Raw genomic sequence first — 25,417 nt, forward strand, 5'->3', positions numbered from 1 at the left:
CCGACAGTAGTGATGACGTTGACTTCAGTTAACTTGAGTCTACTACGCTCAACCTGATATGGGAAGCCCGATATTCCGCTCAGCGCGAAATAATTTGTCAATTCATTTTCCACTCCGCATTTTCGGCCCACTCGGGTGGAAATAGATTATCGAATGCTCTATACTAATCCCCCGATAATATGTAGCCTTATTAAATCCACCACATGCTGTAGGAAAGGTGCCACTATGAGCAATAACAACGATCAGCGTCGAGCTGGCCAACAGACCCACTCCCAGGGTTCCACCGAGGTCCCGTCCAAGAAGGACGTCGCCGCGGAATCCGGTAAGGTCGAAGCGCAGCAGCTCAAGAACGAGGCGGCTGGATCCGGCCGCCGCGTGAAAGAGACCGCCAAGGAGCAGGCCGTCGCCGCTAAGGACGAGGCCATGGGCCAGGCTCACGACCTGTGGGGCCGCCTCAAGGAGGACCTACAGGGCTACGTGGGCCCGCAGCAGGAGCGCCTCGCATCGACCGTCCGCTTTGTGAGCGATGAGGTGGACGCCATCTCCCAGGGCAAGAAGCCGGAGACCGAGTACGTCAGTGGCCTGCTCGGCAACGCCTCGGGCACCGTGAACTCCCTCGCGTCCTCGCTGGAGAACAAGGACCCGCAGCAGCTGCTCGGTGACGTACGCCGTTTCGCCGCCCGCCGTCCCGGGACCTTCCTGGCCATCGCGGCCGGCATCGGTCTGCTCGCCGGGCGCGCCACGCGCAGCGCCAAGGACAGCGACGAGATCGGCAACGACCACCACGACACCGTCGCCCGCACCCAGGCACCCGCGTACGGCACCCCCAGCACGGGTGACACGTACGCGTACCGCAACGACACCCGTGGCGAGGGCACCCGCACCTACACCGACCGGGTTCCCGGCACGGTCTACCCGGATCAGCGCGACGCGCAGGTTCCCGGCACCACCTACCCCGGACAAGGCAGTGAGCGTCGATGAGTCACCCCATTCCCCCGTCGGAACCCGAAGAGCGGGCGGAGCACGAGTCGCTCGGTGAGATGTTCAAGTCTCTGAGCACCAACCTGACCACCCTGATCCAGCAGGAGATCGCGCTGGCCAAGGCCGAGGCGAACATGGCGATCCAGAAGGCCACGGACTCCGTAAAGGTCACAGGTAAGGGCGCGGGACTGTTGGGAGGCGCCGGTGTGGCCGGCCACTTCGTGCTCCTGTTCCTATCCCTGGCCCTCATGTGGGCCCTGGGCAACCTGGTGGGTCTTGGCTGGTCGGCCGTGATCGTGGCGGTCATCTGGGCGATCATCGCCGCGATCCTCGCCGCGGTGGGCAAGAAGAACCTGGACCGCGGCAAGCGCAAGATGGCCCAGGCCACCAAGGACCCGCTGCCCCGAACCCGCGAAACCGTCAGCGAAATTCCGGATACCGTGAAGCCTTCCAAGGAGACCCGATGAGCCAGCAGAACCCTGATCAGATCCGCGCCGATATCGAAGCCACCCGTGCACGCCTGAATGCGGACGTGGACGCCGTGGCGGAGAAGGTGACCCCGGAAAAGGTGGTCGACCGTCAGAAGAGCAAGGCCCGCCACAAGATCCAGGACGTCCGTGAGTCCATCATGGGCTCCGCAGAGGACGCCCGGGACACAGGCCGCGACCTTCGTGACGAGGCCTCCCACCGCATGGACCAGGCCGGCGATGCCATCAGCAACGCCCCGGCGGCCGCCCGGGCCAAGACCCGTGGCAACCCCATGGCCGCGGGCCTGATCGCCCTCGGTGCCGGTTGGTTGATCGGTTCCCTGCTGCCCTCGAGCCAGAAGGAGCAGGAGCTCGTGGCCGAGGCTGCCGACCGCGTCCAGCCGCACCTGCAGAGCGCCATGGATTCCACCAAGGAAGCCGCGCAGGAGATCGCGGACGACCTGAAAAAACCGGCCAAGGAGGCTGCGGAGTCGGTCAAGCAGACCGCGCAGTCCGGCGCCCAGGAGGTCAAGGAGCAGGGTCAGCAGGAAGCCGGCCAGCTCAAGGGCTCCGCGCAGGAGCACGCCAAAAACGTCAAGGACGACACGCAGCGGGCCTGATCCGCTCGTAATCGCACCCGAGGGCCCCTGACCGGGAACGGTCAGGGGCCCTCGGGCCTTTCTCACCCCTGCGTCGGGCATAATGGAGGTGGGACGCGCGTGCGCTCCCCAGAGTTCTCTCCCCACCCGCAGTCTCCAAAGGAACCCGCCGTGGACACCGATTCACCGTCCGATGAGACCACCCCGCGCAAGCCGAGTCGGCTGCAGCGTTTCAACAAGGTGGTGATGCGCTTCGTGGGACCGGCCAACCGCAGCTCCATGAACCTGCGGGGCAACACCGAGATGACCCCCGAGGCCCAGGACTGGTACCGCAACCTCCAGGACGACTACGAGATGGTCAGGGATTCCGACGGCCGCAGCTATCTGCGCCGTCGTGATCGCTAGCGCCCGCGGCACCCGGTCTCACGTCCAGACCCCGGAGGTCCCGCGGCGGTGACTGCCCACCAAATGGGTGTCCACCATCCCGATCGCTTCCATGAGCGCGTACATGGTCGTGGGACCCACGAACACGAACCCGCGCCGTTTCAGTTCGCGGGACAGGGCCCTGCTCTCATCCGAGGTGGTCGGGACGTCCGCGAAGCGATCGGGATGCGGGGTACTGCTCGGCATGAAGGACCACACGAGGTCCGCCAGACCGCCGTCCTCGCGCAGAGCCACGGTGGCTCGCGCGTTCGTCACGGTCGCCTCGATCTTGCGCCGGTTGCGGATGATCCGCGCGTCCCCCAGGAGCCGCTCGACGTCCCGTTCGTCCATGGCCGCCACGGCCTCCGGGTCGAAGCCGTGAAAGACCTCCCGGAACGCCGGCCGTTTCGCGAGCACCGTGCGCCATGACAGCCCGGATTGGAACGCCTCGAGCGTCACGCGCTCGAACAGCCCGGTCTCGTCCCGCACCGGCACGCCCCACTCGTGGTCGTAGTACTCCCTGAGCAGTGGGTCCGAGGCCGCCCATCTGGGCCGGGCGAGACCGTCCGCACCGATCACGAGATCGGGATCACTCATGCTGCCTCCCCTTCGTGCGCGGTGGGTGCCCGGAGCTCGAAGAGTGCGCACTCGGCGTCGTAGTACGCTCGGCTGAGACCGCGGTGGGTCATGCCCAGGCGACGACACACGGCCTGCGACGCCCGGTTGGCCGGGTGCGTCACGGCGACCACCCGGTCCTGACCGTGCTCGAAGGCGTGGGCCAGCACGGCACGGGCCGCCTCCGTGGCGTATCCGCGTCCCCACGCGCGCGGGTGCAGGTGCCACCCGACCTCCACGTCGGTCGCGGTGTTCGTGCCGGAATCGGGGATGGGCTTGAGCAGCAGGGTCCCCGCGAGGGCGTCGACCGGGTCGACGATGGCCCACACACCGAGCACCGGCTCGTGCGCGTAGCCCTGGTCCCAGCCCCGGATCTTCTCCCGGGCCTGCCCGTCCGAGCTCACGCGCTGCGTGCCGTCCCCGATGTAGCGCTGCACCTCGGCGCGCGCATACAGGTCACGCACGAACGCGGCGTCGTCCGCGCGGTAGGCACGCAGCATGAGTCGCGGCGTGCGCAGCGGCACCGTCACAGTCGTTCCCGGGACGACGACGTCGCGCTCGCCGGCGCGGGCCCGGCACCGGCGGCGTCAGAGGCAGCGTCGAGACCGCGAGGGTGCGCCTCAAGGCGGTCCAGGCGCTCGTCCTCCGTGAGGGGCTCACCGCGCAGCCGGCGCGCCGTGACGCGCAGATCCGTGAGCGCGAGCAGCACCAGGGCGACCGCGAGCGCCACGGACAGCACGCCAAAGATGTTGACAAACCCGTAACCCAACTCCACGTACTCAGCGCCGACCGCATGGGTGAACAGGGACTGCATACCGTGGGCGGTGGAATCCGGGAGGAAGAACCCGAAGCACAGCGTGATCACCCATGAGGCCACCGCGGTGAGCATGCCCCGCCGGCTCATGGCGTGGGACGGGTAGCTGAGTGCGTCCCGACGGAACAGCGCCGCCGCGATGACGTGTAACAGCAGGATGGGCAGCCCGATCGCCGCCGCGTAGACCGGGGTGAGGGAGCCGAGCAGACCCGCGACGCCCCGGCCGAAGCCGACCCACAGGGCCAACGCCGCGGCCACCGCGATCATAATTACCGGGAAGGCGCCGGACAGCGCGGATCCCGGTCTGTGATGGGCGGACGCGGGATCGGAAGCACTCATACGTCCATCGTAGGGCGCGGTCCGTGTCGGGGCGGGCACGTACCGTGGGGTCATGAGCACCCACGACTTCCCGCAGGCCGTCCTCTTCGACCATGACGGCACCCTGGTGGACACCGAACCGCTGTGGGAACTGGGCAAGCAGCGGATCGTGGCCGCGCACGGGGGTGAATGGACCGAGCGGGACACCCAGGACACCCTGGGCAGGCCGCTCGCGACCACCGTGGAGCGGTTGAGCGCGCTGGGCGTACCGGGGTCGCTGGACGAGGTCTACCGCGAGTTCTACGGGGTGCTGCAGGCGGTGTTGGAGGAGAACCCGCCCACGTTCATTCCCGGGGTCGTACCTCTCCTGGAGGACCTGGACCGTGCCGGGATCCCCGCGGCGATCGTCACGAACGCGACCTCCGAGGTGGCCCGCTACACCGCGTCCCTGGCCCCGGACAACCTGTTCCGGGTGATCATCGGGGACCAGGAGGTGGCCCAGGGTGTCAGGCCCAAACCGGATCCGGACGCGTACCTCGAGGCCGCCAGGCGTCTGGGCGTGGCGCCCGGGGCGTGCGTGGTCGTGGAGGATTCGCCCTCCGGCGCGGCGTCCGGCGTGGCCGCGGGGATCACCACGGTCGTGGTCCCGGGGGTGCAGCAGGTCCTGCCCGGACCCGGCATCGTGCACGTGGCCGATCACGCGGCGCTCACCCTGGACTTCCTGCGCGGTCTGGCCCCTGCATAGCGCGGCGGCATCCCGACGACGCCGCCTCCGGCCCCGGGGTTCGCCGGTAAACTGGGGTCCCATATCCCACCCCCGATGCTTCCGAAAGGTGGCCATGACCTACCCCCTGGCTGTGCTCTTCGATCACGACGGCACCCTCGTGGACACGGAGCCCCAATGGGCGGCCGCCAAGCGCAAGGTCGCGCAGCGGTACGACCAGAGCTGGACCGTGGAGGACGATCACGCGACCCTCGGGGGGACCGTGCCGGATGCGGCCCGCAAGTTCGTGGAACGCGGGGCCACCGATTCCGTCGAGGACATCACGCAGCAACTCGCCGAGCACGTGATCGACAGCATGGACGACCGTGTACCCTTCCTGCCCGGCATGCGCTCGCTGTTGAGCGAACTGAGCGAGGCCGGTATCCCGGCGGCGATCGTCACGAACGCGCTGAGCTCGGTCGCGGGGACCACCGCCGCTGGCGCCCCGGACGTGCTCACCCGGATCGTCTCCCAGGACGATGTGACCCGTCCCAAGCCGGATCCCGAACCGTACCTCACGGGTGCCAAACTGCTCGGAGTCGCCCCGCGGAATTGCGTGGCCATCGAGGACTCGGAACCGGGGGTGCGCAGTGCGGTTGCCGCGGGCATGACCGTGGTGGTCGTCCCGGGTGACAAGCCCGTCCCCGACGGCCCGCACCGGGTGTTCGTCAACGCGCACGAGGACGTCACCCTGGACTTCCTGCGCTCGCTCACTCCTCCGGAGTAGGCCCGCGGGCATGATGCCGGAACCGCCCCGACCCGAACCAGCAATAGAGAACTCCCGGTCCGATGACTCATCAGACCGGGAGTTCTCCACTGGGAAGCGCAGTTCCGCGAGCACCGTTCCACCCCGGGGTCGAGGTGGGACAGCGCTCGCGGCGACCCTCGCCGAGCGATCAGCGAGTGGGCTGACCCGCCCGGTTGTTCTCACGACGCCGCTGCGCCGCCGCCGTGGCGCGGTCCGGAACCCGGTCCGCCCCGTGGCCGCGCTGGGCGGAACCGCCGCGGGCGGAGCGGGACGCGCCGGGGCGTGCGCTACCGGAGGCCGCGCCATCGACGCTGCCACCGCGGCGTCGTTCACTGGAGCGAGCCTGCGAACGCCCGTTCGAGGGACCGCGCCCGGCACCGGCGTCGCCGGAACGAGCACCGTTGCCGCGTCCGGCGGCCTGAGCGGAACCGCGACCGCGGCCCCGGCCCGAACCGCCACGGCCACCGCGGCGGGACCCGGAGGCACCCCCGCCGGAACGGGAAGCGGAAGGCGAGCCACCGGTCGCGCCGGCCGGGGTGGCACCCGGCGCAACGCGCTCGGCGCGCTCGCCCACGAGGTCCTTCACGACCTCGGAACCGGGTGCGACCTGGTCCACCCGGGGCGTGACACCGGCCTTCTTCATGAGCTTGTTGACGTCCGAGCGCTCCTCGGTGGTCGCGATCGTGATCACGGACCCGGAGGCGCCGGCCCGCGCCGTGCGGCCGGAACGGTGCAGGTAGGACTTGTGCTCGGCGGGCGGGTCGATGTGTACGACGAGTTCGACGTCGTCCACGTGGACACCGCGCGCGGCCACGTCCGTGGCCACGAGGACTCGCACGTCACCCGCAGAGAACGCAGCGAGATTGCGGTCCCGCGCGCCCTGGGACAGGTTACCCTGCAGGTCCACCGCGGGGATCCCGGCCTGACTGAGCTTCTTGGCCATCTTCTTGGCGCGATACTTGGTGCGGGTGAACATCATCCGCCGACCGGTGCCCGACGCGAGGGTCTCGATCAGCGCTTGCTTGTGATCGCTGTCGGTGACCAGGACGTGGTGGTCCATGGTGGTCACCGCGGCCTGGGCGTTGTCCGCCGAGTGCAGCACCGGGTCCTTGAGGAACTTCTTGACCAGGATGTCCACGCCGTTGTCCAGGGTTGCGGAGAACAGCAACCGCTGGGAGCCCTTGGGGGTGCGGGACAGGATCCGGGTGACCACGGGCAGGAAGCCCATGTCGGCCATGTGGTCGGCCTCGTCCAGGACGGTCACGCGGACGTCGTCGAGCGTGAGCAGACCTTGCTTGATGAGGTCCTCGAGCCGGCCCGGGCAGGCCACGACGATGTCCACACCGCCCGCGAGCGCCTTCTCCTGGTGCTTCTGGGAGACACCGCCGAAGATCACGGTGGTGTTCAGCCCCGCGGCCTTGGCCAGGGGCGCCACCGTGCGATCGATCTGGGTCGCGAGCTCACGCGTGGGAGCCAGCACCAGGCCGGTGGGGCGGTTCGCCCGGCGGGCCACGCGGGACGAACCGGGGGCGAGTCCCGCGAGCCGGGACACGAGCGGCAGCGCGAACGCGACCGTCTTGCCCGAGCCGGTGCGGCCGCGGCCGAGCACGTCACGCCCGGACAGTGAATCGGGGAGAGTTTTCTCTTGGATGGGGAAAGCTTCCGTGATGCCCACGCGGGCGAGGTCAGCGGAAAGCGCCTCGGATACACCGAGGTCTTCAAAGGAATGAGACAAAGAACGTCTTTCAGGTTGGTCCGCGCGAAACGATTCCGCGCGCACGCGCCATGTTGGGGCGCGAACTGCGCGCCTCGGACCGGCGCGCCTCTACCCCGCAATGTGTACGGGGGAACCTGACCATTCTACACGCGTGCCGGAACACCCGTGACCCGCGGGTGTCGCCGCTACTCAGACCGCCGTGTACCCGCCATCCACCAGGAAGTAGCCCCCGGTGATGAAGGACGCGCCGTCCGAGAGCAGGAACGTGGTCAGCTGAGCCACTTCCTGCGAGGTGCCCAGCCGCCCCATGGGGTGCTTGTCGATCAGTTCCGACAGCGTCTGCGGGGGCAGGTTCTTGAGCAGCGGGGTGTCGATGTAGGCGGGACCCACCGCGTTCACGCGTACGCCGCGTCGGGCGTAGTCCACGCCCGTCTGCTTGGTGAGACCCACCAGACCGTGCTTGGCCGCGGTGTACGCGCTGTTGCCCACGGCAGTGGCCACGGTGGAATGGATGGAGCCGATGTTCACGATGGCCCCTCCCCCGTGCTGTTCGATCACGGGCAGCTGGGCGTGCATCCCGTAGGCCACGCCGGTGAGATCGATCGCGAGCGTGCGCTCCCACGCCTCGATATCGGTCTCCCCGAGGGCCTCCATCTGCCCGCCCACGCCGGCATTGTTCACGGCGTAGTGCAGTCCGCCGTAGGTCTGCACCGCGAAGTTGACGGCGGCCACGGCGTCCTCGCGCTTGGAGACGTCCTGACGGATCCCGGCGGCGTCCCCACCGTCCGCCATGATGGCCTGGACCACGTCGTCGATCCCGGTGGAATCGATGTCCGTGACCACCACCTTGGCGCCCTGCCGGGCCAGGTGTTTGGCAATGGCCTCACCGATACCGGAGGCGGCGCCGGTGACCAGCGCGACACGGGACGTGAACTCTGGCATGACAACTCCTGGCGTCGAATCCATGGGGACCGCTTCCAGTCTCACCCGTGTCGCCGCCGACCACCAGGGCGTGCGGCAATGAGTCAGGACGCCGTCACTCGTCGTCCTCCGCGGCCTTCTCCGCGTCCCGCTCCGCACGCAGCTTCTGGGCGGCCTCTTCCTCCTCCGCCTTCTGTTCGCGCACGACCTCGGTGAGCAGCTTGGTCATCTCCTTGGCCACACCCGCGGCGGACTGGGGGTTCTGCCCCGTGACGAGGCGCTCGTCCACCTGGACGTTCTCCTCCCAGTTGTCGGCGAGCTTGACCGTGGCGCCCTGTTCCTCGAGCTTGTCCTGGAGCAGGTACGGCACCACGTCCTGCTTGCCCACGGCTTTCTCCTCCGCATTGGTGAATGCGGCCACCTTGCGCCCGGACAGCAACGCCACGCCCGTGCCGAGCTCCACGTCCACGAGGCCGGCGGGGCCGTGGCACACCGCGCCCACCACGCCACCGGAGTCGTAGACGGACGCGATGAGCTTCTGCAGGTCCGCGTCCCCGGTGAAGTCCCACATGGTGCCGTGCCCGCCCACGAGGTAGACGGCGTCGTACTGGGAGGGGTCCACCACGGAGACCCGCGGCGTGTTGTAGAGGGACGCCTTGACGGTCTCATCCTGCGTGAACTCCACTTGGACGGGGTCGTCCTCCTGGACCTCGTCACGCGGGGGCTGACCCCCGGCGATCGAGGCGAAGTCCACGAAATAGCCGGCGTCCCGGAAGACCTTCCACGGGTGGGACGCCTCGGCCACGTTGTAACCGGTGGCCTCCCCCGTGTCTCCCAGGGTGTCCTGGCTGGTCAGCACCAGGAGGATCTTCTTCATGGTCTCGATGTCCATGGTTCTCCTTTCCGAGGGCGCGCTGTGCGCGCGACGTGGCACCACAGTAGACATCGCACCGTGGGCGGCGTCCGTGCGTTCACTGTCGGCATGTTGCACCCACCCCGCCGTCGCGAAAAGGCCCGCTGTTAGGATGAACAGCGATCCCCGGTGGGTACCCAGGGCCCTGCTCCGCCCCCACCGCACTTCCCGACGAAAGGCTCAGTCATGCGCATTTCCAACGCCATCCTGCGCGGTGTCCCCGGCGCGTTCCTGCTCCAGTCCGGCTACGGCAAGCTCGGCATGGACTCCGAGTCCGCCGAGGGCCTCAAGCAGTTCGCCTCCACCGGTGTCCCCCAGTTCGCGGACTGGGACTCCCAGACCTTCACCAAGTTCATCGCCGGCACCGAACTGGCCCTGGGCACCGCCCTGCTGACCCCGTTCGTGTCCAAGCGCCTGGCCGGCGCGGGCCTGCTCGCCTTCAGCGCCGGGCTGCTGAGCATGTACTTCCGCAACTCGGACATGACCCAGGAGGACGGCATCCGCCCGTCCGAGCAGGGCCTGACGCTCTCTAAGGACGCGTTCCTGGCCGCCATCGGAGCGGCCCTCGTGCTGCAGAAGTAACGCAAGCACCACGCTTTCCCGACGACGCCGCAGTGGTCCGCCACTGCGGCGTCGTCGTCTTCCCTGCCGGGACCGCGCCCCCGGGACGCGCGCCGAGCTGCTACGTTAGTCAGCAATTCGCACCGTTGCTCACGGAAAGCTCCGTACCCCCATGGAAACCCTCCAACGCAATCTGGACTTCGTTCGTGACCTGATCTGGGGACCGTGGCTCCTGATCCCCCTGCTGCTGGGAACGGGGATCTTCCTGACGTTCCGCTTGCGCGGCATCCAGTTCCGACTCTTCACCAAGGCCATGAGCCTGGGATTCGGGCGCCGTTCCCGGGCCACCGGGGAGAAGGGCGACATCTCCTCCTTCGCAGCGATGTCCACGGCGCTGGCCGCCACGGTGGGGACGGGCAACATCGTGGGTGTGGCAGCGGCCATGTCCATCGGCGGCCCCGGCGCCCTGTTCTGGATGTGGATCACCGCGCTGTTCGGCATGGCGTCCAAGTACGCGGAGTGCTTCCTGGGCGTGCGCTTCCGCACCCGGGACACCGCCGGTCAGCTCACCGGCGGACCGCAGGTGTACCTGGCCCGCGGCATCCCCAATAAGTTCGGCCGCTTCCTGTCCGTGATGTTCGCGGTGTGCTGCGTGGTGGCCACGTTCGGGATCGGCAACATGACCCAGGGCAACGCGATCGCGTCCAACCTGGAACACACCTTCAACGTCTCCCCCGTGATCACGGCCGTGGTCCTGGCCGTGGGCACCGGGCTCGCCCTGCTGGGCGGGATCCAGTCGATCGCCAAGGTCACTACATACATGGTCCCGCTCATGATCGTGCTCTACATCGGTTCGGGGCTGTACATCATCGGCGTGAACTTCCAGGGGATCCCCGAGGCGCTGCGCCTCATCTTCACCGGCGCGTTCACCCCCATGGGTGCCGCCGGCGGTTTCGTGGGCTCCACGGTGCTCATGGCCATCCAGATGGGTGCCGCCCGCTCCCTGTTCTCCAACGAGTCCGGCATGGGCACCGCCTCGATCGCCGCGTCCGTGGCGCAGACGAGCCACCCCGTGCGTCAGGGTCTCGTGTCCATGACCCAGACCTTCGTGGACACCCTGGTGGTCATCTCCATCACCGGTTTCGTGATCCTCACGACCGGGGTGTGGAACGGCGCGGACACCGCGACCATGACCTCCGTGGCGTTCTCCACGGGCCTGCCCGGTTCGTGGGGCGGGATCGTGGTCACCATCTGCCTGGTGCTGCTGGGTTACTCCACCGTCCTGGGGTGGGCGTATTACGGCGAGCGCAACGTGGAACGCCTCGCGGGGGCCCGAGCGGCCATCGTGTACCGCGTGATCTTCTCCCTCGCGGCCGGTCTGGGCGCCCTCGCCCCGCTCACGCTCGTGTGGTCCTTCTCGGACATCATGAACGGGCTCATGGCCATCCCCAACTTGATCGGGCTGATCATCCTCTCCGGCCTGGTGGTCCGGGAGACCAACCTGTATCTGAAGAACGATCCCAAGTTCAACGCCACGACCGATCAGATCGACGCGTTCATGGGCACCCACCCCGGTGCCCTGGACGCCCAGATCCACCACACGGTGGACCTCTCCTCGGCCAACCCGGCGCTGTCGGAGACGGGTACGCTGCCCGTGGTCCCGCCCGCCGAGTCCCCGCGCGCCGGGGCCGCTACCGGTGCGGCACCGGGGGACGACGCCGCGGCGTCGTCCGCCGAGCGCGACTGACGGTCCCGCACCCCGGGGCTTTCGCCCCGGGGCATTCCCACACCGGGGCGTTCCCCGCGGGGTGCGGGCCGGGCCGAGCGGCGGTCTCCCCGGCTCTCTCGCCGGGCGCCAGCGACGTCGCGTGGCGAGAGCGCGCTCAGGTGTCGTGGGCGACGGGCGCCTGCTCAGGCGTCGTGGGCGGCGGGATCCTGCGCCGTGAGCTCCTGCACCTCGATGCTCTGCACGAGGGTGTGTGACTCGCCGGCGGCGAGCCGGACCGGGGAGCCCATCACGTTGCCCGCTTCCACGCACAGCATCTGCTGCCACTCGTCGTCCGCGAAGTCCGCCATGGCCACGGACTTGTCCGCCCAGGGGTTCCACACCACGGTGCTGTCCGAGCCCTCCTTGGTGATCACGAGGGTGCGACCGAGCTCGGGGTCGGAAACCCGCACCTCGCCGCGATGGGCGAACACGGCGTCGGTCTCGCCCGTGATCGTGAGTTCCCCGCTCTGGCGCCGCTGCTCCTTGGCCACCTTGTCGTAGTAGGAGACACCGTCGAGGCCGGTCACACTCACGCGCCGGGGATCGCCCACGTGGAGGTAGCTGTGCAGCGCCTCCTCGAAGTCGAAGGTCCCGGTGCCGGTATTCGTCACGGTGAGCGCCATACGCAAGCGGGCGCCCACGGTGACCCGGAACCGGGCCTCGAACTCGTGGGGGAACGTCTCGCGCAGGTGCTCGGCCACGTCCGCGGGCGTGAGGGTGAACTCGGCGTAGGCGTGACCCTCGGTGTCCTCCCCCTGCTCGGCGAGCTGCCACTCGGTGATCCGCGCGAACCCGTGCGCGGGGTCCATGTCCCCCGTGCGCCCGGGGCCAAACCACGGGAAGCAGATGGGGACACCGCCGCGGACCGCTCTGCCCGTCTCGTTGTAGGAGCGGGAGGAGACCCACAGCACGGGCTCGTGATCCTCCGGTGCCCACGACACCACGTGCGCGCCGTAGCTCAGGACGGATCCCGAGCCGTCGGCGCAGGACAGGGACAGGGGTTCCGGCAGTCGAGTCATGTCCCCAGCTTAAGCATGGGGTGCGTGCTGAACAGGGGCCAGGCGTGTTCTATCGGGACGGGTGTTCGTGCTCCACGGGGCGGGCCATCTCCTGCTTGAACCACTCGAAGGTCTGCCGGTGGGACTCCGTGCGGCGTACGAAGGCCCACGAGATTCCCAGCACCACGAGCCACGCGGCCACCGCTACCAGCCCCGTGGCGGTCTGGGGATCCGTGCTCAGCGCCCACGCCACGAACACGAAGAACGCGAGCACCACAGCGCACATCACCACGCCGCCGGGCATCTTGTACTCGGAGGTGGCGTGGCGCTCGGGGAACTTCATGCGGTAGCGGATGTAGGAGATCAGGATCATGGACCACACGAACACGAACAAGAGGGATGTCACGGACGTGATCAGCGTGAACGCCTCGATGATCGAGTCCCCCGCGTAGAGCACGGGGATGGTCAGCAGCAGGATGCCCGCCGTGAGGTACAGGGCCCGCACGGGTACGCCCACGCGGTTGAGCCCCTTGAAGATCCCGGGTGCGCTGCCCTCCGCGGAGAGACCGAACATCATCCGGGACGTGGAGAACACCCCGGAGTTGGACGAGGACATCGCGGAGGTCAGCACCACGAAGTTCACCACGGACGCGGCGCCCGCGAGCCCGGCCAGCGCGAACATGGCCACGAACGGGGACTGCTCGGGGTTGATCGAGCGCCACGGGGTGACCACCAGGATGGCCAGGAGGGATCCCACGTAGAAGATGAGGATGCGCACCGGGACGGAGTTGATCGCCCGGGGAAGGGTCGTGCGGGGATCACGGGCCTCGGCCGCGGTGGTGCCCACGAGCTCGATGCCCACGAACGCGAAGACCGCGATCTGGAACCCCGCGACCACGCCCATGGCGCCGTTCGGGAACCACCCGCCGTCGTTCCACAGGTTCGCGAGCTGGGCGGTGTACCCGTCCGGGGATGCGAAGTGGGTCAGCGCCATGATCGCACCCACCACGATCAGGGCCAGGATGGCCACGATCTTGATGAGCGCAAACCAGAACTCCATCTCCCCGAAGTTCTTCACGCTCACGGCGTTGAGCAGGAACACGATGAGGACCACGAGGACGGTGGGCAGCCACAGCGGGACGGCCGCCCACCAGAACTGGACGTAGCCCGTGATGGCCACGAGCTCGGCGATCGCCGTGACGATCCAGCAGAACCAGTAGGACCAACCCACGAAGAACCCCGCCCACGGGCCGATCAGATCGGCGGCGAAGTCCGCGAAGGTCTTATAGCGCAGATTGGACAACAACAGCTCGCCCATGGCGCGCATCATGAAGAAGAGGAAGAAACCGATCACCACGTAGATGAACACCACGGCCGGGCCCGCCAGGGAGATGGTGCGCCCCGATCCCATGAACAACCCGGTGCCGATCGCACCGCCGATCGCGATCAGTTGGATGTGTCGATTGCTCAGGCCCCTGCTGGGCTCGGAGTGCGTGCGCGGCGGCGACACCGCGGTGGAGCTGTTCGTCATGGAGTCAGAGGGTACTCCCGGTCGGGCGCCCAACTGTAGCGGGGCCTACGCCCGGGTGTCGGGAACAGCTGAGGCCCGAAACGGCAGGTGATCCGCGGATCACCTGCCGTTTCGGGCCCTCGCTGTTCAGCGCCGTCGGGACCGAGGGCCCCGACAAGCTCGGCGAGCGGGCGGAGCGGCGGTCAGCGCACGCGCTGCGCCCGGTCCGGGCCTCCGGAGTCGGTGGAGACGTAGCTGTCGATGGCCCCGGGGCGGCCCTCCATGAACCCGTCGATCTGCAGCTTGTCCGCGCGCAACTGCGGGTCGTTGCGCAGGTAGTGCTTGGTCTCGCGGGCGATCAGCCCGGAGAGGATGAGCAGACCCAGCAGGTTGGGCAGCGCCATGAGCCCGTTCATGAGGTCCGCGAAGGACCACACGATGGCCAACGGCACGCTGCAGCCCACGAACACGATCAGCGAGAAGAATACGCGGTACGGCATCACGGACCTGCGGCCGAACAGGCGCTCCATGCAGCGCTCGCCGTAGTAGGCCCAGCCCAGGATCGTGGAGTACGCGAAGAGGATCAGGCCCAGGGTCACGATCAGGTGGCCCCACCCGCCGGGCAGCCCATGGCTGAAGGCGTCCCCGGTCATGGTGGCCGCGAAGTCCTTGCCCTGGTCCCACACGCCGGTGGTCACGATCACGAGGCCCGTGCAGGTCACCACGATGATGGTGTCGATGAACGTCTGGGTCATGGACACCAGGCCCTGACGGACGGGGTGAGTGGTCTGCGCGGCCGCTGCGGCGATGGCCGCGGACCCCATGCCGGACTCGTTGGAGAAGATGCCGCGGGCCACACCCATCTGCACCACCAGGATGATCGCGGATCCGGCGAAGCCGCCCACCGCGGAGTGCCCCGTGAAGGCCGTGCTGAAGATGCTCCCGAACGCCGCGGGAACGGACTCGATGTTGACTGCCAGGATGTAGAGCGCGCCCAGGACGTAGAAGACAATCATGATAGGCACGAGCGCGGCGGTGACCTTGCCGATGGACTTGATCCCGCCCACGAGCACAAGCAGCGTCAGCGCCGCGAGCACGAGGCCCGTGACCCACACGGGCACACCGAAGGAGGACTCCACGTTCGCGGAGATGGAGTTGCCCTGGGTCATGTTGCCGATCCCGAAGGACGCGAGCACCGCGGCGATCGCGAAGAACAGGGAGAGGAACTTGCCGAAACCGTTGGGGATCCCGCGGAACAGGTAGTACTGCGGACCGCCGGAGATCTCGCCCTTGGCGTCTCGGGTGCGGAACCGCACGCCCAGGAATGCCTCCGAGTACTTGGACGCCATGCCCAGCACGCCCGTGACCCACATCCAGAACAGGGCGCCGGGGCCGCCGATCGAGATGGCCGTGGCCACGCCCACGATGTTGCCGGTACCCACGGTCGCGGCGAGCGCCGTGGTCAATGCCTGGAACTGGGAGACGTCACCGCCGGGGGCGTCCTTGTCCTTGCGTTCGAACAACGCGAGGCGCAGTGCGGGGATCAACTTGGTGATCTGCAGTCCGGACAGCCGGATGGTCAGGTAGATGCCCGTTCCGAGCAGCAGCGGGATCAGGAGGAACGGCCCCCACACGAACCCGCCGATCGTGTCGAGAATGGATTGGAGCGAATCGAGCATGAAGGTGTCCCTCGTTCAACTGGGGCAGGATGCCACGGACGGTGTGTGAACAATGTCACTGTCCCGAACAGTGAACCACATCCCGCGCGGTTCCGGGCCCGTCGGTGTGCGGAGCGGGGGCCATGTCGCACAGCTCGCGGGACGACGCCGCCGGGTCCGGGCATTCACCCGACGGGCGACACCGCCGGGTCGGGACATTCACCCGCCGGACGACGCGGCCGGGACGTCCGCCCGACGAACGACGTCGAAGCGCCTGGTGGTTCACCCGACGGGCGTCCCCTGCCGGCGCGCCGTGAGGACCAACCCCACGGAGATCATGGCGCACGCCGCCATGCTCAGCGCCATGGGCACCGCGGTGTACTCCCCGCCGAGGCCCGTGAGGGGCGTGACGAGCCCGGCCAGGATGAACTGGGCCATGCCCACCACGGCAGAACCTGTGCCGGAGAGGTGCAGCCGTTGGGCCTGGCGCTGGGCCATGGCCACGGCGTTGCCCAGGACGAGTCCCATGCAGGACTGGGCCAGGAACAACAGCACCAGGGTGATCGTTCCGATCACGCCCAGCACCACCAGGACCATGTTGAGCACGGAGAAGGTTGCGAGTCCCGTGACCCCCACGAGCAACAGGGAGGAGGGGTCCCGACTGCCCACGAGCTTGGTGTTGACCACTCCCATGGTGATCGAACCGCACGCGTTGATCGCGAAGATCACGGAGTAGACCAGGGCGCTGAAGCCCAGCACGTTCTGGATCACGAACGAGGACGCGGAGATGTAGGAGAACAGCGCACCGAACGCGAAGGCGAAGCTCAGGGCGTAGAGCGTGAAGTGCCGATCACTGATCATCTGCCGGGCGTTGCGCAGGATGCGCCCCAGCCCGCCCCGCGAGCGTTGCCCCGGCGGGAGGGTCTCCGGCACGATGAACACCGAGCACGCGAGCATCACGGCCCCGAAGATCGCGAGCACCCAGAACACCACGCGCCAGTCGGCCACGGTCGCGATCACACCACCCGCGAGCGGTGCGACCACGGGTGCCAGGGACGTGATGAGTGCGAGCACCGAGTACAGCTGGGCCGCGGGGTGGCCGTGGGCGATGTCCGAGACCACGGCCCGGGCGATCACCACGCCCGCCGCCCCGGCGAGACCCTGCACGAACCGCAGGGCGAGCACCCAGTGGATGTCCGGGGCCACGATGATCCCCACGGACGCGAGCAGGAAGATCAGGTTCCCCGTGACCATGAGTCTGTGCCGCCCCAGCACGTCCGAGAGCGGGCCCAGCAGGAATTGCCCCAGCGCCATGCCCACCATGTACGCGGTGAGGGTCAGCTGGATCATGCTGGCCGGGGAGCCGAACCACTCGCCCATCTCCGGCATGGACGCGAGGTACATGTCCGTGGCCAGCGGGCTCACGGCGGAGAGGATGCCCAGGGCGCCCACGAGCACGATCCAGTCCAGGCGCGGGCTCAATCCCAGCCTGCTGCGACCGGGCTCGGGGAACGCGGGGTTCTGGGTCATGCGGGCTCTCCTGGCACGCGCCTGGGCGCTGAGGGGTGGGCGGGTTGTTCAAATAGTAGGTGCCGCGGGTCACCCGATCCCCTCCTGTAACGCCCCCCGCGCCTAGGATGATCCACGATGGAATCCAGCGATCGCACCCCTGACACGTCCGCGCACGACGCGGCCCTCCCGGACTCCCCGGGCAGCGCCCCGGAGGCGTCCCCGGCCCCCGAACACCGCACCGAACAGCCCGCCGAGGCCCGTGCGGCCGGTGCCGCGCCGTCGTCATCCGAGCACACCGATGCCGATGCCACCCCGACGAACGACGGCGCACCGACTGACGCCGGCGCTCCGACGGGTCCCGCCGCGGCGACCGGCGGTGCCCCCGCGGGCGTGGCGTTCCCGCGGCAGCCGTACTCGTTTGTGCGCCGCGGTGACCGGTTGTCCCCCAAGCGCCAAAAGGCGTGGGACGAGCATGCGGACGAGTGGGTCCTGGACATCCCCCGCGTCATGACCGACACCTCCGTGGATCCGGCCTACCGACTGGACAGGGAGGCCGTGTTCGGCCGTGTGGCACCGGTCGTCGTGGAGGTGGGCTCGGGCCTGGGCGAGGCCATCGTGGCCCATGCGGCGGCCCACCCGGAGCTGGACCACCTGGCCGTGGAGGTCTACAAGCCCGGTGTGGCGGATCTACTCATGAAGGCCGCCCAGGCCGGCGTGACCAATGTGCGCGTGGCGCAGGCCAACGCCCCCGAGGTGCTCGAGCACATGCTGGAACCCGGTTCCGTGCACGAACTGTGGGTCTTCTTCCCGGACCCGTGGCACAAGACCCGCCACCACAAGCGGCGCCTGGTCTCCCCCGGTTTCGCCGAACTGGCCGCCCGCGTCCTGGAACCGGGTGGACTGTGGCGGTTAGCCACGGACTGGCAGGAGTACGCGGTGGTGATGCGCGAGGTCCTGGACGGCGCGGACGCGGACTTCGAGAACGTGCATCCGGGTCCGCTCGCGGACGACGAGCACCCGGACGCCGGGTGGGCCCCGCGCTGGGAGGGCCGGATCCTCACGAGTTTCGAACGCAAAGCCACGGGAGCCGGGCGGATCCCGCGGGACCTGACCTACCGCCGTCGTTAGCCGGACCCGGGGCGAACCGGTCCGGGGGCCTACTGTGGGAAGGTCCCTGACCGACCGACCCGCAGGAGTCCCGGTGTCCTCCAGTACACGACCATCCCACCCGTCGGACGCGGAGCCCGAGCCCTCGCCACGCGGGGGCGCCCGCAAACCGGCGAACCGCAAGGACGCCACGCGCTCGTTCCTCGACGAGATCAACTACCCCCACAACATCCACCCGGCCGTGGTGCCGGGCGTGTCCGTGGAGGACCAGAAGGTGCGCTACGGAATCGACAAGATCGTGGTGGGCGTGGCCGGCGGGTTGATCGTCGCGTTCATCGGGTGGGGTGTCGTGGACACCGCGTCACTCACGGCCGTGTCCGGTGCGGCGCTGAACTGGACGATGCTCAACATGGGGTGGGCGTTCAACGTCCTGGCGATCGGGCTGTTGCTCTACCTGCTGTACATCGCGGTGTCCCGCTACGGGCGGATCCCGCTGGGCCTGGACGGGGACCGGCCCGAGTACTCCACGGCGTCGTGGGCGGCCATGCTGTTCGCGGCGGGGATCGGGATCGGGATCATCTTCTTCGGCCCTTTCGAGCCCATGACCTACTTCCTGTCCCCGCGCCCGGGTTCCGCGGACCCCGGCACGGTGGACGCCATGAAGAAGGCCTCCGCGCAGGCCGCGCTGCACTGGGGGCTCAACGCGTGGGCCATCTACGGTCTCGTGGGCGTGGCGGTGGCCTACACGTCCTACCGGCGCGGACGCGTTCCACTCATGAGTTCCGTGTTCGCACCGTTCTTCCACAACGGCAACACCGACAACCTGGCCGGCCGGATCATCGACATCCTGGCGATCCTGGCCACCCTGTTTGGCACCGCGGCGTCCCTGGGCATCGGTGCCCTGCAGATCGGGCGCGGTGTGGAGATCTTCACGGGTCTGGGCCCCTCGGGCAACGCCGCGGCGGTCGTCATCATCGCGGTGCTCACCGCGGGGTTCATCGCCTCGGCGGTCTCGGGCGTGGCCCGCGGGATCCGGTGGTTGTCCAACATCAACATGGTCCTCGCCGTGGGTCTGGCACTGTTCTTCTTCGTCCTGGGACCCACCACGTTCCTGCTCAACTTCGTGCCCTCCGTGATCGTCACGTACTTCGCCGAGCTGCCCACCATGCTGTCCGCGTCCATGTCGGACGGCCCCGAGATGCAGGCGTTCCTGTCCTCGTGGACCACGTTCTACTGGGCCTGGTGGGTCTCCTGGGCACCCTTCGTGGGGGTCTTCGTGGCCAAGATCTCCCGGGGCCGCACCATCCGCCAGTTCATCCTGGGGGTGCTGTTCATCCCCTCGTCCATCGTGGTGATGGCCTTCACGGTGCTCGGCGGGACCGCCATCCACCAGCAGATGCAGGACCACGCGATCGCCCCGGACAGCACCGCGCAGACCCTGCCGGCCCCGGAAGAGATCTTCTTCACCGTCCTGGACGGCATGCCCGCGGCCGGCATCATGGCGGGAATCGTGGTGCTCATGCTGGCCATCTTCTTCATCACCACCGCGGACTCCGCCTCCGTGGTGACGTCCCAGATGTCCCAGCGGGGCAACCCGAACCCCAAGCGGCGGATCACCGTGTTCTGGGGACTGTGCATGGCCGGGATCGCCGTGGTGATGTTGTTGATCGGCGGACAGAACGCGCTCACGGGTCTGCAGAACCTGATCACCGTCACGGCCCTGCCATTCACGCTGATCATGTTCGTCATGGCCGTGGCCTTCCACAAGGACCTGCGCCGGGACCCCATGGTCATCCGCGAGCAGTACTCGCGCTGGGCCGTGGACAAGTCCGTACGCCACGGCATCGACGAGTACGGGGACGACTTCACGTTCTCGGTGGAACGCGCCCCGGACAGCAAGTGGGCGGCGGGCGCGGACTTCGACTCGAGCGCCCCGGAGGTCACCGAGTGGTACCGGCGCACGGACGAGGACGGCAACCCCGTGGCCTACGACTACGAGACGGGCGAGTTCACCGATTCGCACGACGTCGTACACCCCGGCGAGCGCGCGGCAGCGCCTAGGGTGGAACCCGACGCAGCCTCCACGGACCCCGAGAGAAAGTAGCCCTGCATGTTGTTCCTGGCCCGCATGGACGTGGTCTTCCCGGAATCGATGACCGACGAGACCAAGGCTGATTACCAGCACCGCGAGAAGGCCTACTCCGGTGAACTCCAGCGCACGGGTGTCTTGAAGGGCATCTGGCGCGTGGTGGGCGAGTACGCCAACTACTCGATCTACGACGTCGAGGACAACGACGAGCTGCAGACCGTCCTGTCCGGGTTCCCCATGTTCGCGTACATGAACGTCAAGGTGACCCCGCTGGCCAAGCACCCCAACGCCACCACGGACGACTTCTTCGACGGCAACACGATCCAGGAGTAGTCCTTCGCGGTACTCCCGGATGACGAGATCCCTGCGGCCCTTCCCGAGAGGAGCCGCGGGGATCTCGCCGTTCGCGGGTCGTCTACTTCTGCGAGCCGCGCAGCTTCGTGGTCGACGACGACGTCGCATCCCGCCGCGCGGACGCCGCGTCCCGGCCCGGGGCCGTATCCCGGCCCAGTATGGCGTCCCGGCCGGTGGCCGCAGCCTCGGGCTTGGCCGGGCGGTAGAGCATGAGCGCCTGGGACACCTTGCGGGGTGAGCGCCGGGTGCCACGGGCCATGCGCACCACATCCCCGGCGGAACCGGCGGTGAAAATCATGTCCCGCTCCTGCCGCGCCCGGCGCTCCCGTTCGAGTTCCTCGGACAGTTCCGTGACCCGGGTCTGCAGCGCCTGCACCTGGTTCTCGAGCTGGATGATGCGCTTGATCCCTTCGAGGGACACGCCCTCCTGGGAGAACTCCTGGATCTGACGCAGTTTCTGCACGTCCAGCTGGGAGTACCGGCGGGCCCGCCCGGAGGCCCGGGACGGGGTCACGAGACCCATGCGGTCGTACTGGCGCAGGGTCTGGGGGTGCATGTCCGCGAGCTCCGCGGCCACCGAGATCACGAACACTGGCTGGGTGAAGTCGATGGCCATGTCAGAGCGCCGCCTCCTCGCTCAGGTTCGCCCGGGGGTCGAAGTCCTCGGTGGCCCGCGCGAACTCCTGCAGTGCTTCCCGTGCGGCATCGTCCAGGTCTGCCGGGAACTGGATCTGCACCGTTACGATCATGTTGCCCGTGGTGGACCCGGACGTGAAGCCCTTGCCCTTGACACGCATCCGGTGCCCGGACGACGTCCCCGCGGGGACCCGCACGGTCACATGGCCCTCGTCCAGCGTGGGCACCTGCACGGTGGTCCCGAGTCCGGCCTCCGCAGCGGTCACCGGGATGTCCACGTGCACGTCCTGGCCCTCGCGGGTGAAGAACGGGTGCTCCTTGACCTTGACGGTCACGAAGAGGTCCCCGTTGCCGCCCGGGCCGGTGTGGCCCTTGCCCGCGATCTTCAGCCGCTGACCGTCCTTGACACCCTTGGGCACGCGCACCGTGGTGGTCTGACCGTTGCCTCGGCGCAGCTTCACCGTGGTGCCGTTGTACGCCGAGCGCAGCGGGATGGTGGTGGTCGTGTGGATGTCCTCGCCCTTGGCGGGCGGGGCCTGGTAGCCGCTGAAGCCACCCTGAGCGCCGAACCCGGACTGGCCGCCGAAGCCGCCGCCCTGGCCCCCGCCGAACTGGGCGAAGATGTCCTCGAAACCGCGGCCACCGCCGCTGGAGGTGGTGTAGCGCCGTCGGCCGCCACCGCCGTTGAAGATGTCTCCGAAGATGTCCTCGAAGCCCGCTCCGCCGGCGCCGCCGGCACCCCCCGGACCGCCAGCCGTGAAGCGCGCGCCGGAGCCCATGGCCCGGATCGCGTCGTACTGCTCACGCTCCTCGGGGTCCGAGAGCACCGAGTTCGCCTCGGTGATGTCCTTGAACCGTTTCTCCGCAGCCGCATCCCCGGGGTTCTGGTCCGGGTGGTACTTGCGGGCCAGCTTGCGGTACGCCTTCTTGACGTCGGCTTGGGATGCGTCCTTGGAGACGCCCAGGACGCTGTAGAAGTCCTTGTCAATCCAGTCCTGACTGGCCATGACGCCTCCTTTCTCTTCGATGTGCTGTGATACGGCTCGGGGCGGGTCCCGTCATGTGGACCCGCCCCGAGTTCATGGTGTCGCTACGGCTGCGTCGCCACGGCCACCTGGGCCGCTCGGACGACCTTGTTGCCCACTTTGAAGCCCGAGCGCAGCACCATGGACACATGATCCGGTGCCACGTCCTGCGTGGGCTGCTGCAGAACGGCCTCGTGGATGTTCGGGTCGAAGACCTCACCCACCTCGCCGATCCGCGTGAGCCCCTTCTTGGTGAGGGCCTCCTCGAGCTTCGCGGCGATCGCCGCGAACGGGCCCTCCTCGAGGTCCCCCGCCTTGCGGGCGGCGTCGACGTCGTCCAGGACCGGCAGCAGCGCGGTGATCATCTCGCCGGAGACGAAGTCCCGCAGCTGATCCTTCTCCCGCGCGGTGCGGTTCTTGAAGTTCACGAACTCCGCCTGCAGCCGACGCAGGTCCTCGAGGCGCTCGTCCGCGAGCTTCTGCGCGGCGGACTCGCCCGCCGGGGCGGCGTCGTCCTGCGACGACGCCGCGTCCGCGGCCTGCGTGTCCCCGGCCTGGGCGTCCTGGGACTGAGGGGTGTCCAGGATGTCGTCCACGGTCAGCCCCTCACCGCCCTCGGAACGCTCGGTGCCGGTGGAGTCCTGAGCTGAATGATCCGGGTCCTCCGGCACGGACTCGCCGTGACCCTTGGTGTTCTCGGAATCGCTCATGCTCACTTCCTCCCGTTCTTACCGTCTTCGTCGTCCACGACCTCGGCGTCGACGATGTCGTCGTCGTCCTTGGCCTGCGCACCCTGAGCGCCCTCGGCACCCGGCTGGGCACCGGCGGCACCCTCGCTCTGGGCCTGGGCGTACAGCGCCTCACCGATCTTGGTCTGAGAGGCCTGCAACTTCTCGAACGCGGTCTTCACGGCGTCGTCGTCGTCACCCTCGAGGGCGGACTTCACGGCGTCGACGTCGGCCTGGACCTCGGTCTTGACGTCCTCGGGGATCTTGCCCTCGTCGTCGTTGAGCAGCTTCTCCACGGAGTACGCCTGCTGTTCCGCGTTGTTGCGACGGTCGGCGGCCTCACGGCGCTGCTTGTCCGCATCGGCGTTCGCCTCGGCGTCCTTGACCATGCGGTCGATGTCCTCCTTGGACAGCGAGGTACCGCCCGTGATGGTCATGGACTGTTCCTTGCCCGTGCCCTTGTCCTTGGCGGACACGTGCACGATGCCGTTCGCGTCGATGTCGAACGTGACCTCGATCTGCGGCATGCCGCGCGGGGCCGGGGCGATGCCCGTGAGCTCGAACGTGCCCAGGTTCTTGTTGTCCCGGGTGAACTCGCGCTCGCCCTGGAAGACCTGGATGGACACGGACGGCTGGTTGTCCTCCGCGGTGGTGAAGGTCTCGGACCGTTTGGTGGGGATGGCCGTGTTGCGCTCGATGAGCTTGGTCATCACGCCGCCCTTGGTCTCGATGCCCAGCGACAGCGGGGTCACGTCGATCAGCAGCACGTCCTTGCGGTCGCCCTTGAGCACACCGGCCTGGATCGCGGCGCCGATGGCCACGACCTCGTCCGGGTTCACGCCCTTGTTGGGGGCCTTACCCGCGAGCTCGGTGACCTTCTCGACCACGGCGGGCATACGGGTGGAACCACCCACGAGCACCACGTGATCGATGTCGGAGACGTTGATCCCGGCCTCGGAGATGACGTCCTTGAACGGCTTCTCGGTGCGGGCCAGCAGGTCCTTGGTGAGGTCCTCGAACTTGGCACGGGAGAGCTTCTCGTCCAGGTGCACGGGGCCCTCGGGGGTCACGGACAGGTACTGCAGGGAGATGGTCGTGGACGTCGCGGAGGACAGTTCCTTCTTGGCCTGCTCGGCCGCCTCCTTCAAGCGCTGCAGGGCGATCTTGTCCTTGGACAGGTCCGCACCGGTCTTGGACTTCACCTGCTCCAGCAGCCAGTCCACGATGCGCTGGTCCCAGTCGTCGCCACCGAGGCGGTTGTCACCGGCGGTGGCGCGGACCTGGATGGTGGAGAAGTCGTCCTCGTCCTTGCCGACCTCCAGCAGGGAGACGTCGAACGTGCCGCCACCGAGGTCGAAGACCAGGATGAGCTCGTCCTCCTTGCCCTTCTCCAGACCGTATGCCAGAGCCGCGGCGGTGGGCTCGTTGACGATGCGCAGCACGTTCATGCCGGCGATCTCACCGGCCTCCTTGGTGGCCTGGCGCTCGGCGTCGTTGAAGTACGCGGGAACAGTGATCACGGCATCCGTGACCGTGTCGCCCAGGTAGGACTCGGCGTCCGCCTTGAGCTTCATGAGCGTACGGGCGGAGATCTCCTGCGGGGTGTACTTCTTGCCGTCGATCTCGGTGGTCCAGTCCGTGCCCATGTGGCGCTTCACGGAGGCCACGGTGCGGTCCACGTTGGTTACGGCCTGGCGCTTGGCCACGTCGCCCACGAGGGTCTCGCCGTCCTTGGAGAAGGCGACAACGGACGGGGTGGTGCGGTTGCCCTCGGCGTTCGCAATGACGACGGGCTCACCGCCTTCCAGTACGGATACCACGGAGTTAGTGGTACCGAGGTCGATTCCTACTGCACGAGACATGTTCTATCCCTTCGTTGTTCCGATGCGGTCCGGGAGGGGCACCGACGCGGCCCGTCCGTGAACCTTCAAGACTTGAGCTTTCGAGACTCAAGTTTACACCTTGAGCTACCCTTGTCAACCTAAGTTGAGTCGCAACGGCTCAAGTATCTGCACACCGCGTCTCGCCCGAGCTGCCGGGAATTCCACAGCAATTCGGGGGTGGACACTTAGCCGCGTTACACTGATGGGTTTGTACGCCCAGGGCGAAACGTGCCGGGCCCGCACTGCCCCCGACCCCTCCAGGAGCGCCACCGCACCACATGAGCTCACCGATCACACACCGCCGCAGTC

The 25,417-nt window shown here is 68.2% G+C and carries 25 protein-coding genes; 11 read left to right on the forward strand and 14 right to left on the reverse strand.

What is annotated here, in order from left to right:
* Nucleotides 1–225 precede the first annotated feature (225 nt).
* The 4 genes from RF646_RS02450 to RF646_RS02465 all read left to right on the forward strand — a co-directional run bounded on the left by RF646_RS02450 (nucleotide 226) and on the right by RF646_RS02465 (nucleotide 2,452).
* Entirely contained in the window at nucleotides 226–981 is a 756-nt protein-coding gene (locus RF646_RS02450; RefSeq protein ID WP_368835100.1) for a hypothetical protein, read from the forward strand.
* Nucleotides 978–1,448, forward strand: coding sequence for a phage holin family protein (locus RF646_RS02455; RefSeq protein WP_064846349.1), 471 nt, complete (start codon nucleotides 978–980; stop codon nucleotides 1,446–1,448). Before RF646_RS02450 ends, RF646_RS02455 begins: the two co-directional genes overlap by 4 nt.
* The gene (locus RF646_RS02460) at nucleotides 1,445–2,068 is read left to right on the forward strand and encodes a DUF3618 domain-containing protein (RefSeq protein ID WP_085106177.1); all 624 of its coding nucleotides are present in this window, start codon (nucleotides 1,445–1,447) and stop codon (nucleotides 2,066–2,068) included. The genes RF646_RS02455 and RF646_RS02460 overlap by 4 nt, the downstream gene beginning before the upstream one ends.
* A gap of 150 nt (nucleotides 2,069–2,218) precedes the next feature.
* Nucleotides 2,219–2,452 (forward strand): hypothetical protein, encoded by a 234-nt coding sequence (locus RF646_RS02465; protein ID WP_064846347.1) that lies wholly within the window; start codon nucleotides 2,219–2,221, stop codon nucleotides 2,450–2,452.
* A gap of 18 nt (nucleotides 2,453–2,470) precedes the next feature.
* On the opposite strand, the gene RF646_RS02470 is transcribed toward RF646_RS02465, so the two are convergent.
* From RF646_RS02470 to RF646_RS02480, 3 genes are read right to left on the reverse strand one after another with little or no spacing between them, the layout of a single operon-like run.
* Entirely contained in the window at nucleotides 2,471–3,067 is a 597-nt protein-coding gene (locus RF646_RS02470) for a DNA-3-methyladenine glycosylase I (RefSeq protein WP_064846346.1), read from the reverse strand.
* Nucleotides 3,064–3,615 carry a GNAT family N-acetyltransferase gene (locus RF646_RS02475; protein ID WP_368835101.1) on the reverse strand — a complete coding sequence of 184 codons (552 nt, stop codon included), beginning with the start codon at nucleotides 3,613–3,615 and terminating at the stop codon, nucleotides 3,064–3,066. Before RF646_RS02475 ends, RF646_RS02470 begins: the two co-directional genes overlap by 4 nt.
* Nucleotides 3,612–4,238 (reverse strand): hypothetical protein, encoded by a 627-nt coding sequence (locus tag RF646_RS02480; protein WP_241246967.1) that lies wholly within the window; start codon nucleotides 4,236–4,238, stop codon nucleotides 3,612–3,614. The genes RF646_RS02475 and RF646_RS02480 overlap by 4 nt, the downstream gene beginning before the upstream one ends.
* Before the next feature lie 52 nt (nucleotides 4,239–4,290).
* On the opposite strand from RF646_RS02480, the gene RF646_RS02485 reads away from it, so the two are divergent.
* A complete protein-coding gene (locus tag RF646_RS02485) occupies nucleotides 4,291–4,962 on the forward strand; it encodes an HAD family phosphatase (RefSeq protein WP_144997273.1) in 672 nt (223 codons plus the stop codon).
* A 94-nt stretch (nucleotides 4,963–5,056) separates the two neighbouring features.
* Complete coding sequence (locus RF646_RS02490) at nucleotides 5,057–5,707, forward strand: HAD family hydrolase (protein WP_368835102.1); 651 nt, start codon at nucleotides 5,057–5,059, stop codon at nucleotides 5,705–5,707.
* Between the two features lie 169 nt (nucleotides 5,708–5,876).
* Here the strand turns inward: RF646_RS02490 and RF646_RS02495 are convergent, their stop codons facing one another.
* From RF646_RS02495 to RF646_RS02505, 3 genes are all read right to left on the reverse strand, one after another.
* Complete coding sequence (locus tag RF646_RS02495) at nucleotides 5,877–7,463, reverse strand: DEAD/DEAH box helicase (protein WP_064846342.1); 1,587 nt, start codon at nucleotides 7,461–7,463, stop codon at nucleotides 5,877–5,879.
* A gap of 171 nt (nucleotides 7,464–7,634) precedes the next feature.
* Nucleotides 7,635–8,387, reverse strand: a complete 753-nt coding sequence (locus RF646_RS02500) for an SDR family NAD(P)-dependent oxidoreductase (RefSeq protein WP_368835103.1) — start codon at nucleotides 8,385–8,387, stop codon at nucleotides 7,635–7,637.
* A gap of 94 nt (nucleotides 8,388–8,481) precedes the next feature.
* Nucleotides 8,482–9,258, reverse strand: a complete 777-nt coding sequence (locus tag RF646_RS02505) for a type 1 glutamine amidotransferase domain-containing protein (RefSeq protein ID WP_098053724.1) — start codon at nucleotides 9,256–9,258, stop codon at nucleotides 8,482–8,484.
* 207 nt (nucleotides 9,259–9,465) lie between these two features.
* Here RF646_RS02505 and RF646_RS02510 point away from each other — a divergent pair, with 207 nt between their 5' ends.
* Together RF646_RS02510 and RF646_RS02515 are read left to right on the forward strand one after the other, a co-directional pair.
* Nucleotides 9,466–9,861 (forward strand): hypothetical protein, encoded by a 396-nt coding sequence (locus RF646_RS02510; protein ID WP_368835104.1) that lies wholly within the window; start codon nucleotides 9,466–9,468, stop codon nucleotides 9,859–9,861.
* Nucleotides 9,862–10,012: 151 nt separating this feature from the next.
* A complete protein-coding gene (locus tag RF646_RS02515) occupies nucleotides 10,013–11,587 on the forward strand; it encodes an alanine/glycine:cation symporter family protein (protein ID WP_368835105.1) in 1,575 nt (524 codons plus the stop codon).
* A gap of 164 nt (nucleotides 11,588–11,751) precedes the next feature.
* On the opposite strand, the gene RF646_RS02520 is transcribed toward RF646_RS02515, so the two are convergent.
* From RF646_RS02520 to RF646_RS02535, 4 genes are all read right to left on the reverse strand, one after another.
* Nucleotides 11,752–12,627 (reverse strand): D-hexose-6-phosphate mutarotase, encoded by an 876-nt coding sequence (locus RF646_RS02520; protein WP_368835106.1) that lies wholly within the window; start codon nucleotides 12,625–12,627, stop codon nucleotides 11,752–11,754.
* A 49-nt stretch (nucleotides 12,628–12,676) separates the two neighbouring features.
* Nucleotides 12,677–14,137 (reverse strand): amino acid permease, encoded by a 1,461-nt coding sequence (locus RF646_RS02525; protein WP_368835107.1) that lies wholly within the window; start codon nucleotides 14,135–14,137, stop codon nucleotides 12,677–12,679.
* A 182-nt stretch (nucleotides 14,138–14,319) separates the two neighbouring features.
* Nucleotides 14,320–15,795 carry an alanine/glycine:cation symporter family protein gene (locus tag RF646_RS02530; protein WP_368835108.1) on the reverse strand — a complete coding sequence of 492 codons (1,476 nt, stop codon included), beginning with the start codon at nucleotides 15,793–15,795 and terminating at the stop codon, nucleotides 14,320–14,322.
* Nucleotides 15,796–16,056: 261 nt separating this feature from the next.
* Entirely contained in the window at nucleotides 16,057–17,304 is a 1,248-nt protein-coding gene (locus RF646_RS02535; RefSeq protein ID WP_368835109.1) for a multidrug effflux MFS transporter, read from the reverse strand.
* A gap of 117 nt (nucleotides 17,305–17,421) precedes the next feature.
* On the opposite strand from RF646_RS02535, the gene trmB reads away from it, so the two are divergent.
* From trmB to catC, 3 genes are all read left to right on the forward strand, one after another.
* The gene (gene trmB / locus RF646_RS02540; RefSeq protein ID WP_368835110.1) at nucleotides 17,422–18,414 is read left to right on the forward strand and encodes a tRNA (guanosine(46)-N7)-methyltransferase TrmB; all 993 of its coding nucleotides are present in this window, start codon (nucleotides 17,422–17,424) and stop codon (nucleotides 18,412–18,414) included.
* 223 nt (nucleotides 18,415–18,637) lie between these two features.
* Nucleotides 18,638–20,497 carry a BCCT family transporter gene (locus RF646_RS02545; protein ID WP_368835179.1) on the forward strand — a complete coding sequence of 620 codons (1,860 nt, stop codon included), beginning with the start codon at nucleotides 18,638–18,640 and terminating at the stop codon, nucleotides 20,495–20,497.
* A 6-nt stretch (nucleotides 20,498–20,503) separates the two neighbouring features.
* Nucleotides 20,504–20,815: a muconolactone Delta-isomerase gene (catC, locus tag RF646_RS02550; protein WP_035964097.1), complete on the forward strand. Its 312-nt coding sequence runs from the start codon at nucleotides 20,504–20,506 to the stop codon at nucleotides 20,813–20,815.
* An 82-nt stretch (nucleotides 20,816–20,897) separates the two neighbouring features.
* On the opposite strand, the gene RF646_RS02555 is transcribed toward catC, so the two are convergent.
* The 4 genes from RF646_RS02555 to dnaK form a co-directional block, all read right to left on the reverse strand.
* Nucleotides 20,898–21,452, reverse strand: a complete 555-nt coding sequence (locus RF646_RS02555; RefSeq protein ID WP_368835111.1) for a heat shock protein transcriptional repressor HspR — start codon at nucleotides 21,450–21,452, stop codon at nucleotides 20,898–20,900.
* A gap of 1 nt (nucleotide 21,453) precedes the next feature.
* Nucleotides 21,454–22,479, reverse strand: coding sequence for a DnaJ C-terminal domain-containing protein (locus tag RF646_RS02560; RefSeq protein ID WP_368835112.1), 1,026 nt, complete (start codon nucleotides 22,477–22,479; stop codon nucleotides 21,454–21,456).
* Nucleotides 22,480–22,562: 83 nt separating this feature from the next.
* Nucleotides 22,563–23,213 carry a nucleotide exchange factor GrpE gene (locus RF646_RS02565; RefSeq protein WP_368835113.1) on the reverse strand — a complete coding sequence of 217 codons (651 nt, stop codon included), beginning with the start codon at nucleotides 23,211–23,213 and terminating at the stop codon, nucleotides 22,563–22,565.
* Complete coding sequence (dnaK, locus tag RF646_RS02570) at nucleotides 23,210–25,087, reverse strand: molecular chaperone DnaK (RefSeq protein WP_085106162.1); 1,878 nt, start codon at nucleotides 25,085–25,087, stop codon at nucleotides 23,210–23,212. The genes RF646_RS02565 and dnaK overlap by 4 nt, the downstream gene beginning before the upstream one ends.
* Between the last annotated feature and the right edge of the window lie 330 nt (nucleotides 25,088–25,417).

The sequence above is a fragment of the Kocuria sp. CPCC 205261 genome, assembly GCF_040981025.1.
GTDB classification, from domain to species: Bacteria; Actinomycetota; Actinomycetes; order Actinomycetales; family Micrococcaceae; genus Kocuria; species Kocuria marina.

Coding starts and splice junctions, on each gene's coding strand:
- RF646_RS02480 (WP_241246967.1), bottom strand. CDS start 4,238: ATGAGTGCTTCCGATCCCGCGTCCGCCCATCACAGACCGGGATCCGCG.
- RF646_RS02455 (WP_064846349.1), top strand. CDS start 978: ATGAGTCACCCCATTCCCCCGTCGGAACCCGAAGAGCGGGCGGAGCAC.
- RF646_RS02470 (WP_064846346.1), bottom strand. CDS start 3,067: ATGAGTGATCCCGATCTCGTGATCGGTGCGGACGGTCTCGCCCGGCCC.
- RF646_RS02560 (WP_368835112.1), bottom strand. CDS start 22,479: ATGGCCAGTCAGGACTGGATTGACAAGGACTTCTACAGCGTCCTGGGC.
- RF646_RS02535 (WP_368835109.1), bottom strand. CDS start 17,304: ATGACCCAGAACCCCGCGTTCCCCGAGCCCGGTCGCAGCAGGCTGGGA.
- RF646_RS02520 (WP_368835106.1), bottom strand. CDS start 12,627: ATGACTCGACTGCCGGAACCCCTGTCCCTGTCCTGCGCCGACGGCTCG.
- dnaK (WP_085106162.1), bottom strand. CDS start 25,087: ATGTCTCGTGCAGTAGGAATCGACCTCGGTACCACTAACTCCGTGGTA.
- RF646_RS02450 (WP_368835100.1), top strand. CDS start 226: ATGAGCAATAACAACGATCAGCGTCGAGCTGGCCAACAGACCCACTCC.
- RF646_RS02515 (WP_368835105.1), top strand. CDS start 10,013: ATGGAAACCCTCCAACGCAATCTGGACTTCGTTCGTGACCTGATCTGG.
- RF646_RS02460 (WP_085106177.1), top strand. CDS start 1,445: ATGAGCCAGCAGAACCCTGATCAGATCCGCGCCGATATCGAAGCCACC.
- trmB (WP_368835110.1), top strand. CDS start 17,422: ATGGAATCCAGCGATCGCACCCCTGACACGTCCGCGCACGACGCGGCC.
- RF646_RS02500 (WP_368835103.1), bottom strand. CDS start 8,387: ATGCCAGAGTTCACGTCCCGTGTCGCGCTGGTCACCGGCGCCGCCTCC.
- RF646_RS02505 (WP_098053724.1), bottom strand. CDS start 9,258: ATGGACATCGAGACCATGAAGAAGATCCTCCTGGTGCTGACCAGCCAG.
- RF646_RS02490 (WP_368835102.1), top strand. CDS start 5,057: ATGACCTACCCCCTGGCTGTGCTCTTCGATCACGACGGCACCCTCGTG.
- RF646_RS02555 (WP_368835111.1), bottom strand. CDS start 21,452: ATGGCCATCGACTTCACCCAGCCAGTGTTCGTGATCTCGGTGGCCGCG.
- RF646_RS02485 (WP_144997273.1), top strand. CDS start 4,291: ATGAGCACCCACGACTTCCCGCAGGCCGTCCTCTTCGACCATGACGGC.
- RF646_RS02525 (WP_368835107.1), bottom strand. CDS start 14,137: ATGACGAACAGCTCCACCGCGGTGTCGCCGCCGCGCACGCACTCCGAG.
- RF646_RS02510 (WP_368835104.1), top strand. CDS start 9,466: ATGCGCATTTCCAACGCCATCCTGCGCGGTGTCCCCGGCGCGTTCCTG.
- RF646_RS02530 (WP_368835108.1), bottom strand. CDS start 15,795: ATGCTCGATTCGCTCCAATCCATTCTCGACACGATCGGCGGGTTCGTG.
- catC (WP_035964097.1), top strand. CDS start 20,504: ATGTTGTTCCTGGCCCGCATGGACGTGGTCTTCCCGGAATCGATGACC.